The organism is Methylotenera sp. L2L1 (assembly GCF_000744605.1).
In the GTDB taxonomy this organism is placed as follows: domain Bacteria; phylum Pseudomonadota; class Gammaproteobacteria; order Burkholderiales; family Methylophilaceae; genus Methylotenera.
This window is the reverse complement of sequence record NZ_JQMG01000001.1, coordinates 2,418,403-2,436,726: the sequence shown is the minus strand read 5'-3', so window position 1 is coordinate 2,436,726 and position 18,324 is coordinate 2,418,403. Positions and strand designations below refer to the sequence as shown.

The 18,324-nt window shown below is 43.0% G+C and carries 13 protein-coding genes; 8 read left to right on the top strand and 5 right to left on the bottom strand.

The window, feature by feature from the left end:
• Positions 1 to 87: 87 nt before the first annotated feature.
• Complete coding sequence (gene der, locus FG24_RS11505; RefSeq protein ID WP_019898987.1) at positions 88 to 1,542, top strand: ribosome biogenesis GTPase Der; 1,455 nt, start codon at positions 88 to 90, stop codon at positions 1,540 to 1,542.
• Positions 1,543 to 1,774: 232 nt separating this feature from the next.
• On the opposite strand, the gene FG24_RS12945 is transcribed toward der, so the two are convergent.
• The 3 genes from FG24_RS12945 to FG24_RS11490 form a co-directional block, all read right to left on the bottom strand.
• Positions 1,775 to 4,849, bottom strand: a complete 3,075-nt coding sequence (locus FG24_RS12945; protein WP_036303538.1) for a methyl-accepting chemotaxis protein — start codon at positions 4,847 to 4,849, stop codon at positions 1,775 to 1,777.
• Between the two features lie 690 nt (positions 4,850 to 5,539).
• Entirely contained in the window at positions 5,540 to 5,872 is a 333-nt protein-coding gene (locus tag FG24_RS11495) for a hypothetical protein (protein ID WP_036303537.1), read from the bottom strand.
• 36 nt (positions 5,873 to 5,908) lie between these two features.
• The gene (locus FG24_RS11490) at positions 5,909 to 6,712 is read right to left on the bottom strand and encodes an outer membrane protein assembly factor BamD (protein WP_036303536.1); all 804 of its coding nucleotides are present in this window, start codon (positions 6,710 to 6,712) and stop codon (positions 5,909 to 5,911) included.
• Between the two features lie 38 nt (positions 6,713 to 6,750).
• On the opposite strand from FG24_RS11490, the gene rluD reads away from it, so the two are divergent.
• The 4 genes from rluD (at position 6,751) to rimO (ending at position 11,182) form a co-directional block, all read left to right on the top strand.
• Positions 6,751 to 7,860, top strand: coding sequence for a 23S rRNA pseudouridine(1911/1915/1917) synthase RluD (rluD, locus tag FG24_RS11485; RefSeq protein ID WP_036303534.1), 1,110 nt, complete (start codon positions 6,751 to 6,753; stop codon positions 7,858 to 7,860).
• Positions 7,861 to 7,896: 36 nt separating this feature from the next.
• Positions 7,897 to 8,691, top strand: coding sequence for a peptidoglycan editing factor PgeF (gene pgeF, locus FG24_RS11480; RefSeq protein WP_036303533.1), 795 nt, complete (start codon positions 7,897 to 7,899; stop codon positions 8,689 to 8,691).
• Between the two features lie 33 nt (positions 8,692 to 8,724).
• Positions 8,725 to 9,627 (top strand): ZIP family metal transporter, encoded by a 903-nt coding sequence (locus tag FG24_RS11475; protein ID WP_036303532.1) that lies wholly within the window; start codon positions 8,725 to 8,727, stop codon positions 9,625 to 9,627.
• A gap of 199 nt (positions 9,628 to 9,826) precedes the next feature.
• Entirely contained in the window at positions 9,827 to 11,182 is a 1,356-nt protein-coding gene (rimO, locus tag FG24_RS11470) for a 30S ribosomal protein S12 methylthiotransferase RimO (protein WP_036303531.1), read from the top strand.
• 4 nt (positions 11,183 to 11,186) lie between these two features.
• On the opposite strand, the gene FG24_RS11465 is transcribed toward rimO, so the two are convergent.
• Together FG24_RS11465 and FG24_RS11460 are read right to left on the bottom strand one after the other, a co-directional pair.
• Positions 11,187 to 11,510, bottom strand: coding sequence for a hypothetical protein (locus tag FG24_RS11465; RefSeq protein WP_036303530.1), 324 nt, complete (start codon positions 11,508 to 11,510; stop codon positions 11,187 to 11,189).
• 109 nt (positions 11,511 to 11,619) lie between these two features.
• Complete coding sequence (locus FG24_RS11460) at positions 11,620 to 12,243, bottom strand: TetR family transcriptional regulator (protein ID WP_036303529.1); 624 nt, start codon at positions 12,241 to 12,243, stop codon at positions 11,620 to 11,622.
• Between the two features lie 177 nt (positions 12,244 to 12,420).
• Here FG24_RS11460 and FG24_RS11455 point away from each other — a divergent pair, with 177 nt between their 5' ends.
• The 3 genes from FG24_RS11455 to FG24_RS11445 are packed head-to-tail and all read left to right on the top strand — an operon-like array spanning position 12,421 to position 18,308.
• Positions 12,421 to 13,668, top strand: a complete 1,248-nt coding sequence (locus tag FG24_RS11455; RefSeq protein WP_036303528.1) for an efflux RND transporter periplasmic adaptor subunit — start codon at positions 12,421 to 12,423, stop codon at positions 13,666 to 13,668.
• Positions 13,669 to 13,713: 45 nt separating this feature from the next.
• The gene (locus FG24_RS11450; RefSeq protein WP_036303527.1) at positions 13,714 to 16,869 is read left to right on the top strand and encodes an efflux RND transporter permease subunit; all 3,156 of its coding nucleotides are present in this window, start codon (positions 13,714 to 13,716) and stop codon (positions 16,867 to 16,869) included.
• On the top strand, positions 16,866 to 18,308 hold the full coding sequence (locus FG24_RS11445; protein WP_051901536.1) for an efflux transporter outer membrane subunit: 1,443 nt from the start codon (positions 16,866 to 16,868) through the stop codon (positions 18,306 to 18,308). The genes FG24_RS11450 and FG24_RS11445 overlap by 4 nt, the downstream gene beginning before the upstream one ends.
• Positions 18,309 to 18,324: the final 16 nt, after the last annotated feature.

Genomic DNA, 18,324 nt, shown 5'->3' with positions numbered 1-18,324 from the left:
AATCGCTTTTCGTTAGAATTAAAAATTAATTAAGCTAATTGATGATTGAATTTATCAATTAGCTTCAATGCTTTATAGAAGGCTCCCATGATACCTACCATTGTTTTGGTTGGTCGACCTAACGTCGGCAAATCAACATTATTTAATCGATTAACAAAAAGCCGTGATGCGCTTGTCGCTGACTTACCAGGTTTAACCCGTGATAGACACTATGGACGGGGGATTGGCGCTAGTCAGCCTTACTTGGTCGTCGATACTGGTGGTTTTGAGCCAAATACAGACAGCGGTATTCTTAAAGCGATGGCAAAGCAAACGCTGCAAGCAATTGATGAAGCTGATGCGATTATCTTTTTGGTTGATGGTCGCCAAGGTGTTTCACCGCAAGATATGGAAATTGCTAATCGCTTACGTAAAACTAAGTGTCCAATATTGTTGGCCGTGAACAAAACTGAAGGAATGCAAAAAGCGGTTGTTAGTGCAGATTTCCATGAGCTTGGTTTAGGATACCCACTTTCAATCTCATCAGCACACGGGGAAGGTGTACGTGACATTATTGAACTAGCTTTAGAAAACTTTAAAGTCATTGAAGATGAGCCTGTTACCGATTACACCGGCGATAAAATCCCTAAAGTAGCGATTGTTGGCCGTCCTAATGTGGGTAAGTCTACTTTAGTGAATGCATTACTAGGCGAAGAGCGTGTGATTGCATTTGATGAGCCTGGTACTACGCGTGACTCTATCCATATTGATTTAGAAAAGAACGGTAAACATTACACGTTGATCGATACAGCAGGTGTGCGTAAGCGTGGTCGTGTGTTTGAAGCCATTGAGAAGTTCTCTGTGATTAAAACTATACAAGCGATTGAAGAGGCGAATGTGGTGATTCTTGTGGTTGATGCACAAGAAGGCATTACTGAACAAGATGCGCACGTAGCCGCTTACATTTTGGATGCTGGTCGTGCATTAGTGGTTGCCATCAATAAATGGGATGGCTTGAAAGATGACGAGCGCGATTGGATTAAACGTGAGATTGACCGTAAGCTACAGTTCTTAGATTTTGCTGAGTTTCATTACATTTCAGCATTGCGTAAGAAGGGCCTGCCGGAGCTATTTACATCAGTGGATGTGGCTTATAAAGCAGCTTTTGCTAAGCTGGCAACGCCTCAACTTACACGTGTTCTGATTGATGCGATGCAACAGCATCAACCACCAATCAGCAAAGGCATTCGTCCAAAATTACGTTATGCGCACCAAGGTGGCAGCAATCCACCTATCGTTGTGATTCATGGTAGCCATGTGGATGGGGTTAAAGATGCTTATACTCGCTTTTTAGAGAAAACATTCCGCAGAACATTCCAGTTATCTGGCACTCCATTACGTGTTCAGTATAAACAAGGACATAATCCGTTTGCTGAGGAAGAGGATAAACGCAAGTCTGGTGAAGGTATTGTCAGTATGCGTCGTCGTAAGACGGCACAGCGTGCTGAATTAAAAGCTAAAAAAGAAGTTGAAGATAAAGATCGTCGCGCTAAGAAACATTAATACTTTGTTTTAACTGATTGATAGCGGACTGAGCGTATCAATCAGTAACAGTACTTGATTTCTTGATTGAATAAATCGGCACTTCGTTTTTAAATACTTATGTTTAGATTTTTTAATACTTAAGCTTAGTATTTAATGGTTTATACGACTCCATCAAAGAGTATGTTGTAATCATCCCAAAGAGGCCTCGGACGCTAGCATATTTGAATATGCGTAGTCCGAGGCTTGTTCTTTAGAACTCTTCCCAATCTCCATTGCTGTCCGATTGTTTACTCACTATCGTTCTCATAGTGCTGCTTGCTCGAGGCTGGCTCTTTACAACAGATAATGCAATATTATTGTGAGTTGGCATCGAGTTGTGATTCATACGATTAGTGCTTTTGGTGTTGTCTAGTTTAAAAGCACTGATTGCTGTAGACAATTGGTTAGCTTGTTCTACTAACGACTCAGCCGCCGCTGCTGCTTGTTCTACCAAGGCTGCATTTTGTTGAGTAGATTCGTCCATGCTGGTCACAGCTTCATTGACCAGATCAATGCCCGCTGCTTGTTCAACTGATGCTGCAGCAATCTCACCAATAATGTCGGCTACATGTTTAACGGAAACAACTACTTCTTCCATGGTTTGTCCGGCATTTTGAACCAGTGTGGTGCCTTCTGTTGTTTTGTTTACCGAGTCGGTAATGAGGTCTTTAATCTCTTTAGCAGCACTTGCTGAGCGTTGTGCTAGGCTACGCACTTCGCCAGCAACAACTGCAAACCCTCTACCTTGCTCGCCAGCTCTGGCAGCCTCAACAGCAGCGTTTAGTGCAAGGATGTTAGTTTGGAAGGCGATGCCATCAATGACGGAGATGATGTCCTCAATCTTACGTGAGCTATCGTTGATTGCAATCATTGTGGTCACAACATCAGAAACGACTTTTCCACCTTTAATTGCAACATTGGAAGCAGTAAGCGCCAGTTGATTGGCTTGTTTTGCATTTTCTGCATTGTGTTTGACGGTGCTAGCTAGTTCTTCCATGCTGGCAGCTGTTTCTTCTAGGCTAGATGCTTGCTGTTCGGTGCGGCTTGAAAGGTCATTGTTACCCGTTGAGATTTCATTAGCTGCCGTAGTGATAGTTTCGATAGCGTCTTTGACTGCGATGATAGGCTCTACAATTGTTTCAAGTGTTGCGTTGACGCCCTCTACCACCTTGCGGAAGTCACCTTGGTGTTGGCTTGCATCCGCTCTAGTGCTAATGCGTCCTTCTGTCGCTGCCTCGGCTAGCATGTTAGCATCAGTAACTAAACGGTTAACTGCATCAATACAAGTGTTAAGGTTGTTTTTAATGACATTAAAGTCACCGTTGTATTGCTGGCTGATATGGGTGGGAATATCACCTTTAGAAATGCGGTCAACGTATTGAGCTGCTGTATTTAGAGGGTTAATGACGTAGTCTAATGCGTTGTTAACACCGTCCACAATCTTGCGGAAATCACCTTGATGGCGGCTTACGTCAGCACGTGTTGAAAGCTGTCCTTTTTCTGCGGCATCTACTAGTAATGCGGTATCTGCAATCATTGCGTTAACGGCATCAATACATTGGTTCAGGTTGTTTTTAATTGCGTTAAAGTCACCGTTGTAGTCGTCTGTGATTTTTGCTGGAATATTGCCTTTTGCGATGTCATCCACATATTGGGCTGCCATATTTAATGGATTGATAACAGCGTCTAATGTGTGATTAATGCCTTGGACAATCTTACGGAAATCTCCTTGATGGCGGCTTGCATCAGCGCGTGTTGAGAGTTCACCCTGAATAGCCGCGTTGACCAAGACGTTGGTATCGAGAACGAGTGCATTAATGTTGGCTCTTACTTGTTCAATTGCTTCATTAACAAATGCTTTTTTCCCTGGGAACTTTTCTAATTGCGGCGTTAAATCACCTTCACCAAAAGCTTTAACAACAGTAATTGCCTTTTTATTCATTTCAATATGGTCAGCGACCATTTTGTTAATACCCATCGCCATTTCAGCATATACACCATTAAATTGATGCGCGTTAAGCGTTGCGTCTATATCGCCAGCATGATGTTGCTGGCTGACCGTTTGCATGGCATCAATCAGATTTTTAATGGTTTGCTCCAAGCTGTAAGCAGAGCGCATGACATCGCCCATTTCATCACGACTGAAAGCTTGATTGCCGTTGTGTTCTAGTTTGCCTTGTGCGAGATTGTTCATCAGGTCTTTAGCTTCGCTGGTCGCTTGGACGATACTTCTTGCTACTGAGAACAACATGACGCAAACCATTAAAATGGTAATAGCGGCTAAAGCTAGCACTATAAAGAGTTGTTTTTCTTGTTGTGCCAAACGGTCACTCAGTAGGCTCTCAAGTAAGTTGCTTAGTTTGTCGTAAGCTTGGTAGCCCTCATTAATTGATTGAGTAGCGTTATCAAAATAGACTTTTGAATCTAGATTAATGGCTTCTGTTTCAATGATTTCAGTTTTTACCAGTGTATTTAGCGCAGAAATTGACTTATGTAAGGAACTCATGACAGGTTTGATTTGGTCATAAGTACTCTGATAGTTTTTGAGGGCTAACATGTCGTGTTCGTAACTTTTTAGAGATGCTTCTACTTGGTTCGTCAGAATAGAAAGCTTTAGCTTCTCCTCGCTAGTTGCAAACTGTCTAGATGCGATGCCTGCGCCTAAACCGCGAATCTTTGCCATATTTTCAACAACATTGATTGTTCTTAGGTAAACAATATCCATTAAGTAGTAAGAGTCAATTTCCGGGTCTAAAGTAAGCGTGCTTGCATCTGCTACTTGTAAAGAGAACTCAAGGAGCTGATTGATTAAGTCGGTGTGCGCTGCAAAGCTGTCTTTTGACGTGATTTCTATGGACTTTGATTTAATTTGAGCCCAATTAGATTTAATTTTATCTAAGTCTTGCTTAATTTTATTCCAATTAGCTGTCGTGTTGAATTGAGTGCCAAGCTTACGATCAATTTCATCAATGTTTAAAATTAAGTCACCAGACTTTTTTTCATTAGCATCAATTTTTTCTGCAAAGCTATCGTTGCCAGATAGATATGAGTTAGACATGCCACGATGTGCTTGCACATTCTCAATAAGGTTACGCAAAGGATTTAAATAAGTAACGCCCTGAAGCTCAGTTTCAGTGATTTTTTTGTCCGAGTTCAGTCGGTCGATATTGACGAACAGTAAAACTAGCAAAGGTAAAATTGTGACCAAGCCGAGTAGGGTGAATTTTCTTTTATAGCTTAGATGATTTAACAAGTTGCTAATTTTAAAAGAGGTCACGTTATTCATAGTTATATCCTTAACCTAGATTGATTGATACAGCGTAACGATAGAAATAAATTATTTAAATTCGTGCAGCTGTCAGCTTCCATAGGAGCGCTTCATAGCCCAGTTCGGTGATGAATGTTAATGTTGCAAAGACTTATTCCCACGTTGGAATAAATTTGACTGTGCTGACTATCTGATTAATATCACAGTCCAAACTCCCCCTCGTTGGGGAGCAGGTTAAAGCTTTAGTTGCTATTTGCTAGTATTAAAGCCCATGTTAAACGCGCCGTTGCAGATAACATGTATTTCTTGCTATATCTAGCACTAGTTTCAAAGTCACTTAGTTTCAAAGTAACAATTTGGTTAATTCTAAATACTAAATAGCGTGAATGCTTGAGTTAGTAAATTCACACTGATAACGCAATATGACAATTAAACACAATTCATTCATGAATAGCAATCATTCCTAAGGTTTATACCTATGCGCTAATATTGTAACGACCAGAATCTAGGAATATTGATAGGGCTAGTGGTTGTCTGTATTGATAGAAGTAGATTTCTTAATTAAATACAGTAATGGCAGTAGTTGTTAATTAGAGGTTTTAATCGCTGACTCGATTGTCATCAAAATGTTAATGATGTTTTAGGCTAAATAATTTTTAGTAAACTAACATGATATGGTGAAGCGTTCATGCATTAAATGAGGTGAGGTTACGAATTAGGATGCTGCTCGAGTTTCTTGTTTTCTTTGGGGAGGTCGTAGGGGTCTGCTACATAAGCCGGCCCTTTCATTAGCATGACGACAACACAGCCAATGACAATAGTGCCAATCAAAAACCAAACACTAAATAATACCCCGAGTAGTTGATAGATGACTTGCTGCAGGTCTCTGCTTAAAGGGTTGTTGCTGAAGTAGATAACTAGCATCGGTATGCATGGTATTGCTGTTCCGATGCTAAAAATCAGAGGTATTTTTTTGAATAAAATCCACTCCAAACCTGATGGCGTTTTAATGAAACCTGGTAATTTATTCAAGTACTTCATTAAAATAATGGATGCATTTAATACGGTTTAGTTCACTTAGTATAAGCTTTCCCAGAACTTCCACCATACGCGCTCATCATCAGGCACACCTTTACCCAACATTGCGCTATCCGGGTAGTTTGTTTTTAGGATTCTCAGCGTGTCATTTTTTAAATCATCTAATCCCATTAAATCATAAGCGCTGATCATAATGACTAATGCTTCTTCAATATGTGGAGATTGTGGATAATATTCAAGCACATACTTAGTGCGGTTAACTGCAGCTACATAAGCTTGACGTTTCATATAGTAACGCGCGACATGTAGCTCATGGTCGGATAAGCTGTTTGCTAAATACACCATACGTTGCGTTGCATCTTTTATATAGCGGCTTTTTGGATAGCGCGTGACTAGCTCTTTAAATGTAGCGAATGAATCTTTTAACGCGCGAGGGTCACGGTCACTCACTTGTTGCTTAGTTAGTTTTTCAATAATCCCACGCTCGTTAAATACAGCAAGTCCTTTTAGGTAGTAAGCGTAATCTACGTTTGGATGGTTCGGATGTAGTTTAATAAAGCGGTCCGCCGCGGCGACTGCTGAAACAGGGTCTTGTTTTTTATAATGGGCGTAAGCGGTTTCAAGTTGGGCTTGGGTGGCAAATCGGCCATGAGGATAGCGAGACTCTAGCTTTTGAAAGTAAACAAGCGCTTTATCGTAATCTCTATCTTGCATTTTTGTCGCACCTTCTTGATAGATGCGTTCAGCAGTCCAGCCTTTTGTTTCATCAAGCTCAGTTGGGGCGCCAAAGATTGCACAACCACTGAGTAAGAAGGTAAAAGCCAAAATTGAGATATACTTCATGCAAAACCACCTTTAAGAATTTCTCACAATTATAACCGATGACAGACGCTACTCAACAATCTCTTAATAACCTAATTTCACTAACCATTTCTTCTGATTTGGGTGGTTTACGCTTGGACGTTGCTTTGCAACGATTACTGCCTGAACATTCACGCTCTAGGCTGCAGGCTTGGATAAAGTCTGGACTAGTCACGGTCGATGGTCAGCCCAGCACCTCAAAAACTAAAGTGTGGGGAGGGGAGAAAGTGTTGGTTGATGTGCAGGTTAAGCCTGAGGTCTATGCATTCACTGCACAGGATATCCCACTTGATATTGTGTATGAAGATGATCATATCTTAGTGGTTAACAAACCTGCCGGTATGGTTGTACATCCAGCTGCGGGTAATTGGGAAGGTACATTGCTGAATGCTTTACTGTTCCATGCGCCGCAACTACAAGATGTGCCGCGTGCGGGTATTGTGCATCGTTTAGATAAAGAGACGAGCGGCTTGCTTGTTGTTGCTAAAACATTAAGTGCGCAAACTAATTTGGTGCGTCAGCTACAGGCACGTACCGTGAAACGTGAGTATCGTGCCATTGTTTGGGGGCAGTTGTGGCGTAATGGTGTAGTCGATCAGCCGCTTGGTCGTGACCCACGCTCTCGCACAAAAATGGCGATTAACAGAATGGGTAAGCCTGCCGTCACGCGTTATGAGATATTAGAGCGTTTTTCTGTGCAAACTTATTTACGATGCAATTTGGAAACTGGCCGCACCCATCAGATTCGCGTGCATATGCAGCACCTTAAAGCGCCTTTAGTGGGTGATCCGGTTTATGGCTTCCGCGGCATTGTGCCGATTCGTGCAATGACGCAAACGTTACGTGATGCCGTGAGTCAGTTTAATCGCCAAGCGCTGCATGCAATTAAACTTGGCTTAGTTCATCCCGCTACTAATGAGTTTGTGGAATGGCAAATCGAGCTAGCTGATGATATGAAAGTATTGTTAGAAGCCATGCGCCATGAAGACGTTCGTGATGATGAGGAAGATTTTGAATTAAGCATGGAGCCTTATCTTGCTGATGAGGACTATGAGTATGATGATGAAGACCTGTTTGATGATGGCGATGAAGAAGATGATGCCGATCTTGATTTAGAAGAAGACGTTTAATTCTTATCACGTTTAATTCTAACCCCTAGATTAACCATGACAAATCCAGCACCTATTGCATTTATTACCCCAAATTGGCCCGCGCCGGTAAACGTGAAGGCATTACAAACGACACGCATTGGTGGTGTCAGTGTTGCTCCGTACTCCAGCTTGAATTTGGGCGCTCATGTACAAGATGACCCGCTCGCCGTTACGAAAAATCGTCAATTATTAAGCCCATATTTACCAAGCGAACCGGTTTGGGTAAATCAGGTGCATGGCGTGGATGTGATTGATGCTACTACTAGCACTTGCCTGCAAAACGCGGATGCATCGTTTACGACAAAGCCAAATGTTGTGTGTGTCACGATGACGGCTGACTGTTTGCCTGTGTTACTTTGTGATAAAAAGGGAACAATAGTTGCTGCAGTGCATGCTGGCTGGAGAGGTTTGTGTGATGGCGTGATAGAAGCAGCCGTTAATAAAATGCAGGTATCACCTAGTGATGTATTGGTATGGTTAGGCCCAGCCATTGGTCCAGATGCATTTGAAGTGGGTGGTGATGTTCGTGAGCAGTTTATTGAAAAAGATAGCCAAGCAGCATTGGCGTTTAAATCGATAGGTAACCAAAATGCAGATGATAAGTGGTTATGCAATCTATATCTGCTTGCAAAGCAACGACTTAATAACATTGGTGTGACAGCGTTGTATGGCGCCAGTGTTAATGAAGATTTCTGCACTTATACAGATGAAGCTCATTTTTTCTCATTTAGGCGCGATAACGTGACAGGGCGTATGGCAAGCATGATTTGGTTGGAATCACACGCTGCTGTGACGGCTGCTCGGTTATAATAGCGCTCTCTTAATATATAAATAAAGTGTTGCATGACAATTCCAGAGTTACCCATTCTTGTATGGATCATCATTTCTAGCTTTATCGGTGGGGTGTTGAGTGTATCTTTAGCGGCATTGTTTGCATTAAGTCTACGCACTGCTTGGATTCCCATGCTCGTTAGCTATGCAATCGGTGCAATGTTGGGTGCAGTGTTTTTAGAAATTCTTCCACATGCTTTTAGTGAAGCGAGTAGTATAGAAAGCATCTCGGCAACCCTACTATTCGGATTGTTGCTATTTTTTGTGCTAGAAAAGTTGGTGATTTGGCGGCATTGCCATGGTGACCACTGTGAAGTGCATGCGATTCATACTGAAGAAGATTGCCCATTAACACATCCGAAGTCTGAGGCTACAGCGGATGGAGTGAAGTATAAAGCGGTGAATGCTGCAAAGGCGCCGTCTTTAACGCAGGCACACAGCCATGCACATGCGCACCACCATGATAGTGGCCGCAGTGGGATGATGATTATGATTGGGGATACTTTTCATAATTTTGTGGATGGCGTTTTAATTGCAGCGGCGTTTTTAGTGGATGTTAAATTAGGCGTGGTGACCGCGCTGGCTATTATTTCGCACGAAATCCCACAAGAAGTGGGTGACTTTTTAATTTTGCTACACTCGGGATATACTAAAAAACAGGCACTGATTTTTAATTTAGTGTCTAGTTTGGCCACCTTGGTTGGGGGGCTCATTGCTTATTATGCTTTGCAATATGTGATGAGTTGGGTTCCCTATATTTTAGGGTTGGCAGCAGCAAGCATGCTCTATGTGGCGGTGGCCGATTTGATTCCCAGTTTGCATAAGCGCACGGAGTTAAAGGCAACGATCAGTCAGGTGCTACTCATCGCCTTGGGGGTTGGTTCCATCTTCTTGGTGGGATACTTCATCCACTGATTGTTTATTGTGTTGGTGGCGACGATGTTTAACGCCGAGCAACCACAGTAGCAGAGCGCAGGGTAATAGCCCGTAAAATGTAAACGTAAGTAAGCCTGCCGTCACTGACTTTTCAGTGGCCGCCATTAAAATAACAACATACATCCAAGCAATCGCAATAATATACATTTGAATTAATTTTTAAGATTTATAGGTTTTTATGACAATGAGTACTACAAGCAAAAACTCCGCGCCTAAAGTAGGCTTTGTATCGTTAGGCTGCCCTAAAGCTGGCTCAGACGCAGAACGTATTCTCACCCAATTACGGGCAGAAGGCTACGAAATTTCTGGCAGTTATGATGAAGCCGACCTAGTGGTAGTGAATACCTGTGGTTTTATTGATAGTGCAGTTGAAGAGTCATTGGATGCTATTGGTGAAGCGATTAACAAAAATGGTAAAGTGATTGTCACTGGTTGTTTAGGTGCCAAAAAAGGCGTGGTTGAAGCAGCCCATCCTAGCGTACTAGCGGTAACCGGCCCGCATGCGTTAGAAGAGGTGATGACGGCAGTACATGCAAATCTACCTAAGCCGCATGAGCCATTTATTGATCTAGTGCCGCCGCAAGGCGTAAGACTTACGCCTCAGCATTATGCGTATCTGAAAATATCAGAAGGCTGTAACCACCGTTGTAGCTTCTGTATTATCCCTAGCATGCGTGGTGATTTAGTTAGTCGCCCAATTGGTGAAGTGCTTAATGAGGCTGAGAATCTAGTCAATGCTGGTGTGAGTGAAATTTTAGTGATTTCACAAGACACTTCAGCGTATGGTGTCGATGTTAAATATCGCCCAGGTTTCTGGAATGGCCGCCCAGTTAAAACGCGCATGACGGAACTGACACAAGCATTGAGTGAGCTTGGTGTTTGGGTGCGCTTACATTATGTATACCCATATCCGCATGTAGATGAAGTGATTCCATTGATGGCAGATGGTCTGATTCTACCTTATTTGGATGTGCCATTTCAGCATGCCAGCCCACGTATATTAAAAGCGATGAAGCGCCCAGCAAGCAGTGAAAATAACTTAGCACGTATTAAAGCGTGGCGTGACATCTGTCCGGATATTACGATTCGTAGCACGTTTATTGCTGGCTTCCCTGGTGAAACTGAAGATGACTTTAAGCAGTTGCTAGATTTTATGGAAGAGGCGCAGTTAGATAGAGTAGGCTGTTTTGCGTATTCAGCAGTGGATGGCGCAGCAGCCAATGCTTTGCCAGACCAAGTGCCAGAAGAAGTTAAGCAAGAGCGCTTAAGCCGCTTTATGGAAGTGCAGGAACGCATTAGTGCGGCGAAAGTACATGCCAAAATTGGCAGCATTCAAACCGTACTGGTGGATGAAATCGTGACCGATGTTGAAGGCAATATCGAAGCAATCGGCCGTACCAAAGCAGACGCACCTGAGATTGATGGTGTTGTCTATTTAGAGGATGCTGACGGTTTAACGCCGGGCGACTTTGTAGAAGTAGAAATTTACAGCGCAGATGGTCATGATCTAAGAGGTGGCCCTCCACGCAGCTAAAAGACTAGCTAAATAAGTCCTGCATAATCGGTGCAGGACGTTCACTATCCGCACGATCTTCTAAAAAATCAAAGGTAAGCGGGCAGCGAGTAGGTTTTTTTGCTGCTTTACGACGTTTTGGGGTGGTTGATTCTAAATCGATAAAAGGGGTTTGGCTAACGCGGATATAACCTGAAGCGCTTAGTTTTTGTTCTGTTGTTTCAAAAAGACTCAGTGGGTTGTCTATGTTTTGTAAAGTAACAAGCTGCTTACTCACTTTTAGCACGTTGTACATCACAAATTTGCTTGCGGTTTGTTTACCGTAAATTTCACCAGTATAAATAGCCACAATGCCTCCAACGCTTAATATGTGCGTATGGTATCTCTACAATAACTGAACTACAAGAATTTTCTGTAAGAAGCGTTTTTTGTAAGATTTTATATAGATTTCTTACACTCTATTTTCGGCGTAAATTGATATGCGATTTAATCAGATCAATTGCTTGGTATCTAAATTTAGTGCCATCCGCATCTTTAATCCACATATGTAACAATCCGCCAAAGAATAAATGCGTATCTAGCGCGAGTGCGCGGGGGGTGAGGGTGCTGGCTAATAGGTTTTGTGATCGAGCACGCTCGTAAGTGACTTCTATTTTTTCAATCAAGCTTGAACAGTTATTTAATATTTGATGTAACACCAGCGCAAACTCGTCGACGTATTCACATTTAATCATCATAATTTCGTAAATCTCACGCATTTCAATGTTTTCATTCAGCTCGTGTATCGTATGGCATAGACTTGCTTCAATTTGATCAAGTGGGTTTTGTGAGCTGTCGTTTGAGATTGCTAAGGTGTCGTCCATGCGATCGATCAGTGGCAGAAATACTTGTTCGCGGATTGCATGAAAAATTTCGGCTTTATTATTAAAGTGCCAGTACACGGCTCCTCGCGTCACATTGGCTTGTGATGCAATATGTTCCAATGTAGATTTGCTAACGCCTCGTGCAAGAAATACAGCGCGTGCCGCATCTACAATCTGTTGGCGAGTTAGTTCTGCATCTTCTTTGGTTTTTCTGACCATAATAATTCCACTGGTTTAAACTTGATTATTGAATATTTTAACATTTAGGCATTTACATACATTCCTGTTTGTATATAATATACATACAAATCTGTATGTAAGCAAGTGCAGATAGCTATTGTTTTGATAAAAACATAGAATAATTAGTGAGTTATAAAAATAAACGTGGAGTTTTCAATGGTAACTAAGACTGCAAGTCACAATCAACAGCATATTCGCATACAGTCTATGAATGGACAGAGCGCTCATGTGAAACAAACCATCATAACATCTGGCATGATGTTGGCGCTTATTGGCGTTCTTGCAGTGTCTGTGCTTGCTGCCTGTGGAAAACAGGAAAGTGCTGCGCAGACACAAGGTATGCCGCCAATGCCTGTTAGTGTAGTGACTGTGGAGCCAACCAGTGTGCCGATGAGTGCCGAAGCGGTTGCGCAAACCGAAGGTGCTAAAGAGGTTGAAATTAGACCGCGTGTTGGTGGTATTTTGCTTAAAAAGCTATTCGAAGAGGGGGCGCCGATTAAAGCTGGTCAGGCGATGTTTTTAATCGACCCTGTGCCGTATCAAATTGCGCTATCCAATGCCAAAGCACAATTGGCACAACAAAAAGCAAGATTAGATCAAGCGCAGCGTGAAGCTCAGCGTTTGCAAGCACTTGTGGCAACTCAGTCAGTGAGTCAGCGTGAGGCAGATAATGCTCGTTCTGATAATGCATTGGCACAGGCAAGTTTGGCTCAATATGAGTCTGCTGTGCGCGAGGCTGAGTTGAACTTATCTTACACAACAGTGACATCGCCTTTATCTGGTGTAGCTGGCAGATTCGAGTTATCTGAAGGCGCTTTAGTCAGCGCTAACACAAGTTTATTAAGTACCGTGAGTCAGCTCAGCCCAATTTGGGTGAGATTTAGTTTGTCTGATGCTGAGTTAGCACAGCTGGGTGGCCCGTTGACGCAAAAAGGTGTTAAGGACGTAAGGCTGATTTTACCTAGTGGTGAAGAGTATTCAAAATCAGGTCAGTTAAACTTTGCTGCTAGTGGTATCGATCCACAATTAGGCACACAGTTGCTACGCGCTACCTTTGACAATGAGGATAAACGCTTGCTCCCAGGTCAGTTTGCTCGCATTAGAGTCATTACAGGCAAAAAAGATGGTGTATTTGTTGTGCCACAAACCGCAGTATTAAGTAGTGATCAGGGCAAGTTCGTGTATGTGGCTGATGCTAAAAATGTAGTGACGATTAAACCAATTGTTGCCGGCAACTGGGTTGGTAAGGACTGGGTAATTTTAAGTGGCCTTGAAGCTGGTGATAAAGTGATCGTTGATAATATTATTAAATTACGTCCTGGCGCACCAGTATCTCCGCATCCGCTAAGCGACCCTAGCGCAAGCCCTGTACCAAAAACCAATGAATCAACTGGTTCTAAATAAGTTCATTACTAATAGCTAAAACAACAGGCTTAATCGAGAATCTATATGAGTAAATTTTTTATTACGCGGCCTATTTTTGCGAGTGTATTGTCTATCATTATCGTGCTGGCTGGCTTAGCCGCAGCATTGAAGCTACCGATTGCACAGTATCCGCAAATTGCACCGCCAACTGTATTAATTACAGCAACTTACCCAGGCGCCAGTGCTGAAACACTTTCTAAAACAGTGGCTGCTCCGATTGAGGAGCAGTTAAGTGGTGTTGAAGGCTTGTTGTATTTCAACTCTAGTGCAGACTCTAGCGGCACTTTGACTATTACTGCTACGTTTGAAGTCGGCACTGATGTTAATCAGGCTACTTTTAACGTCAGTAATCGGGTGAATATCGCTTTGCCACGTTTGCCTGATGAAGTTAGGCGGACTGGCTTGGTGGTGCAGAAGCGATCTAACGATATTTTGTTAGTTGTGATGCTGACTGACAAGCAAAAAAAGTATGACACCTTATTCTTGAGCAACTACGCAACGCTCAATGTACTTGATGAAATTAAGCGTATTAAAGGCGTTGGTGATTCTGTTATCTTTGGTGCGCAAGATTACTCTATGCGCATCTGGTTACGTCCTGATCGTATGGCGCAGTTGGGAGTAACTACCACTGATATCGCTAATGCGATTCGGTCACAGAATGCGCAGTATGCGGCAGGTAAAATTGGTCAGGATCCATCACCATCTAATCAACAATTGGTTTATACAGTAACGGCAAAAGGCCGCTTAATTGACCCAGAAGAGTTCGGCAATATTATTATTCGTGCTGATGGCCAGCGTGGTGTGCTTCATTTGAAAGATGTTGCACGTATAGAATTAGGTTCACAAAGCTATAACGTTCGTACTACTTTGGATGGCACGCCTGGTGTAGGTATTCCTATTTTCTTGCAATCTGGTGCTAATGCATTAGATACAGCAGAAGCAGTAAAAGAAAAAATGAAGGAATTGAAAGAGCGTTTTCCAGAAGGTATAGATTGGGAAGTGCCTTATGACACCAGTGACTTTGTAAAAGCATCTATCCTTGAAGTGTTAAAAACATTGGGCGAGGCGATGTTGCTTGTGGTGCTCGTAGTGTTTTTATTCTTACAAAGCTGGCGTGCGACATTAATTCCTATTATCGCTGTGCCTATTTCATTAATTGGTACTTTTGCCGGTTTGTGGATATTTGGATTCTCAATCAACACGTTAACCTTGTTTGCGATGGTACTTTCTATCGGGATTGTGGTCGATGACGCGATTGTGGTGTTAGAAAACGTAGAGCGGTTGATGGAAGAGGAGAAGCTATCAGCAATTAAAGCCGCAGTGAAGTCAATGGAGCAGGTGTCAGCGGCGGTAGTAGCGATTGTGCTGGTATTGTGTGCAGTGTTCGTACCTGTTGCCTTCTTAGGTGGTATTGCAGGTGAAATGTACAGGCAGTTTGCAGTGACGGTTGCTGTTGCTGTTGTGATTTCAGGTGTTGTTGCCTTGACGTTAACACCTGCATTGTGTGCAGTACTGTTAAAGAAAACACATGGGGAATCCGCATTCTTTAAAGCGTTCAATCGTGGTTTTGTGCGACTGACTCATGTATATACGGCAACCGTAAATTTAACTTTACACCATAAAATCATTGGTACTCTTGTGTTCGCAGCAATCATCGCATTAGTTGCGGTATTGTTAAAAGTGATTCCAGGGAGTTTTGTGCCACCTGAAGATCAGGGCTATGTGATTTCTGCAGTGATTATGCCGGATGGTGCTACGTTAGGCCGTACAAGTAAAACGACTGAAAATGTAAGGGCGGCGATTGCTCAAGATCCTGCAGTTGCACATGAGTTTGCTGTGAATGGCTTCGACTTGATCGGCGGCGGCAACAAGACCAGTGCGGCGACCATGTTTGTGCGTATGAAAGATTGGTCTGAACGTGAGGCGACAGCTGATGACATTGTGCAAAAGTTGTTTGGCATTGGTATGCAACAGCCGGATGGGATGGCGATTGCATTCAACCCACCAGCGATTCGTGGTTTAGGTAGTTCCGGTGGTTTTGAGTTGTATGTACAGACGCGTGGTGACTCTGATCCTGCACGTTTGGCTGCTGTGGTGAACAACTTGATTGAAGCACTTAAAAAAGAGCCAAGGTTGACTGAAATTAATACATTCTTCAGACCAACCGTACCACAGCTGTTTTTAGAAGTGGATGAGGCAAAGGCAATTTCTCAAGGCGTGCCAGTATCAAGTATTTACGATACTTTGCAAAGCACGATGGGCTCGTTGTATGTGAATGACTTCAACAAGTCCGGTCGTACTTACCGTGTGCAATTGCAAGCCGAAGCAGACTACCGTATGAAAGCAGAGGACTTAGGTAAGGTTTATGTGCGTTCTGATAAAGGCTTGATGGTGCCGTTATCTGCACTGAGCAAAGTGAACTACATTGTTGGTGCGGAGCAATTAGAGCGCTACAACGGTTTACTTTCAGCTAAGGTGTTAGGTAAAGGCGCGTCAGGTGTGAGTTCTGGTGATGCAATTGAAATGGTTGAAAAGATTGCGGAAGCAAACTTACCTGATGGATACCAAATTGCATGGACTGGACAAGCTTACCAAGAAAAAAGAACAGGCTCAGCTGCAGTGTTTGCGTTTGGTTTTGCCATCATTATGGTGTTCCTGATCTTGGCTGCGCAGTTCGAAACATGGGCTTTACCACTTGCTGTGATTATGGCCGTGCCTTTTGCTTTAGCTGGTGCGTTGTTGTCTGTGCTGCTAAGAGGTATGCCAAATGATATTTACTTCCAGATTGGTTTAATTACACTCGTTGGCTTGGCTGCTAAAAACGCGATTTTGATTGTGGAATTTGCAAGCCAGAAAATGGAGGAGGGTATGCCGATTGCAGAGGCTGCGCTTGAGGCTGCAAGGTTACGTTTTAGACCGATTGTGATGACGTCAATGGCGTTTGTGTTAGGTATTGTGCCATTGGTGATTGCAACAGGTGCTGGTGCGGCTGCTCGACAGTCAATGGGTACAGGTGTGTTTGGCGGTATGTTACTAGCGACATTTGTAGCCACGATTTTTATTCCATTGTTCTTTACGTGGTTAAGTAATAAAAACGTACACAGAAAACACCATGAAGTACCTGACGATGAGCCAGTGGTTGTGACTTCAGTAGAGACCGAAAATAAAGGTGCTGTATGAAACAGAAAAAAAATAACTTTTTAATTAGACCTGCTTTTTATTTGGTTGGCAGCCTGGTGTTGTCTGGTTGCCAATCTTTAGTGTGGCCTGATTACCTAAGGCCAAAAGTCGATACCCCAGATCGCTATGTTGAGATGAGCCAAGATGCGGCACAGAATCAAATTGCTAAGGATTGGTGGACTTTATATCAAGATGAAACGCTGAATACTTTAATCGCCAGTGCATTAAAGCATAATACTGATATTAAAGTGGCTGTCGCTAATATTGAACAAGCGGATGCTGTGATGAAAGAAGCAGGTACTTTACTGTTTCCTACAGTTGCTTTAGATGCTGGGGGCACACGCTCACGAGTAACTGAGGCAGGTGCATTTCCTGTGTTTGGTGATAATCCCCGTGAGAGCTACAACTTTAAATTCGGTACTAATTTTGAGCTGGACTTTTGGGGGAAGTTAAGTCGAACTAAAGAGTCCGCTAGAGCGTCTGCTTTGTCTAGTCGATATGCCAAAGATACTGTTGCACTGTCGCTAACTGGCTTGGTAGCAAATCAGTATTTGGCCTTACGTAGTTTGCAAAAACAAATTCAGATTGCGGAGCAAAATTTAGTCAGTCGCGATGAAAGTCTAGCATTAACGAAACGCCGTTTAGAAGGCGGAATCGTTTCAGCTCTAGATGTTTATCAGGCTGAGGTGGCCAGTGCTAATTTACGTGCACAGCTTTCAGACTTAAAACGATTGCAAGCATTGAGTCTGAACCAGTTAGCATTATTAACTGGTGATATGGATTTGGCAGTGCGTGGATTAGGGCAGGCTCAAGCTGATGTAATGGCCTTGCCGATACCACCAGTTCCGCCTTTAGGCTTGCCTTCTAGTTTGCTGGAGTCTCGCCCTGATGTGCGTCAGGCTGAAGCGCAAATGGTGGCAGCAAATGCCAATATCGCTGTAGCGAAGGCGGCCTTGTATCCAAGTATTTCGCTCACTGCGAGTTGGGGTGGAGAAAGTCTTGAGTTGCAGGATGTGTTGAAGTCAGCAGCGCGTATTTGGACTGGTGGGCTTAGCTTGAACTTGCCAATTTTTAATGGTGGAAGATTGAATGCTAGGGTCGACCAAGAAGCAGCCAAGCAGAAGAAAACACTGGCTACTTACGAGCGCACGATTCAAACCGCTTTTACTGAAGTGAATGATGCATTAATCAATTTGCGCCAACAAACAGAACGTGAGCAGTCTTTACAGACTAGCCAGGATTCTGCAAAGAAAATGCTGGCTTTATCAGAAAATAGATATCAGTCAGGTTACTCTGCCTATATTGAAGTGTTGGATGCACAGCGTACTTATAATGAAGCGAGTTTGGCTTTTGTCCAAGCACGTCAAGCAAGGTTGAGTGCGTCGGTCGAGTTGTTTAAAGTGTTAGGTGGTGGGTGGCAACCCACAGAAACTCAGTAATGACGAAGACGGTACT

Coding starts and splice junctions, on each gene's coding strand:
- FG24_RS11445 (WP_051901536.1), top strand. CDS start 16,866: ATGAAACAGAAAAAAAATAACTTTTTAATTAGACCTGCTTTTTATTTG.
- FG24_RS12945 (WP_036303538.1), bottom strand. CDS start 4,849: ATGAATAACGTGACCTCTTTTAAAATTAGCAACTTGTTAAATCATCTA.
- FG24_RS11495 (WP_036303537.1), bottom strand. CDS start 5,872: ATGAAGTACTTGAATAAATTACCAGGTTTCATTAAAACGCCATCAGGT.
- FG24_RS11460 (WP_036303529.1), bottom strand. CDS start 12,243: ATGGTCAGAAAAACCAAAGAAGATGCAGAACTAACTCGCCAACAGATT.
- rluD (WP_036303534.1), top strand. CDS start 6,751: ATGACAGACGCTACTCAACAATCTCTTAATAACCTAATTTCACTAACC.
- FG24_RS11450 (WP_036303527.1), top strand. CDS start 13,714: ATGAGTAAATTTTTTATTACGCGGCCTATTTTTGCGAGTGTATTGTCT.
- der (WP_019898987.1), top strand. CDS start 88: ATGATACCTACCATTGTTTTGGTTGGTCGACCTAACGTCGGCAAATCA.
- rimO (WP_036303531.1), top strand. CDS start 9,827: ATGACAATGAGTACTACAAGCAAAAACTCCGCGCCTAAAGTAGGCTTT.
- FG24_RS11490 (WP_036303536.1), bottom strand. CDS start 6,712: ATGAAGTATATCTCAATTTTGGCTTTTACCTTCTTACTCAGTGGTTGT.
- pgeF (WP_036303533.1), top strand. CDS start 7,897: ATGACAAATCCAGCACCTATTGCATTTATTACCCCAAATTGGCCCGCG.
- FG24_RS11455 (WP_036303528.1), top strand. CDS start 12,421: ATGGTAACTAAGACTGCAAGTCACAATCAACAGCATATTCGCATACAG.
- FG24_RS11475 (WP_036303532.1), top strand. CDS start 8,725: ATGACAATTCCAGAGTTACCCATTCTTGTATGGATCATCATTTCTAGC.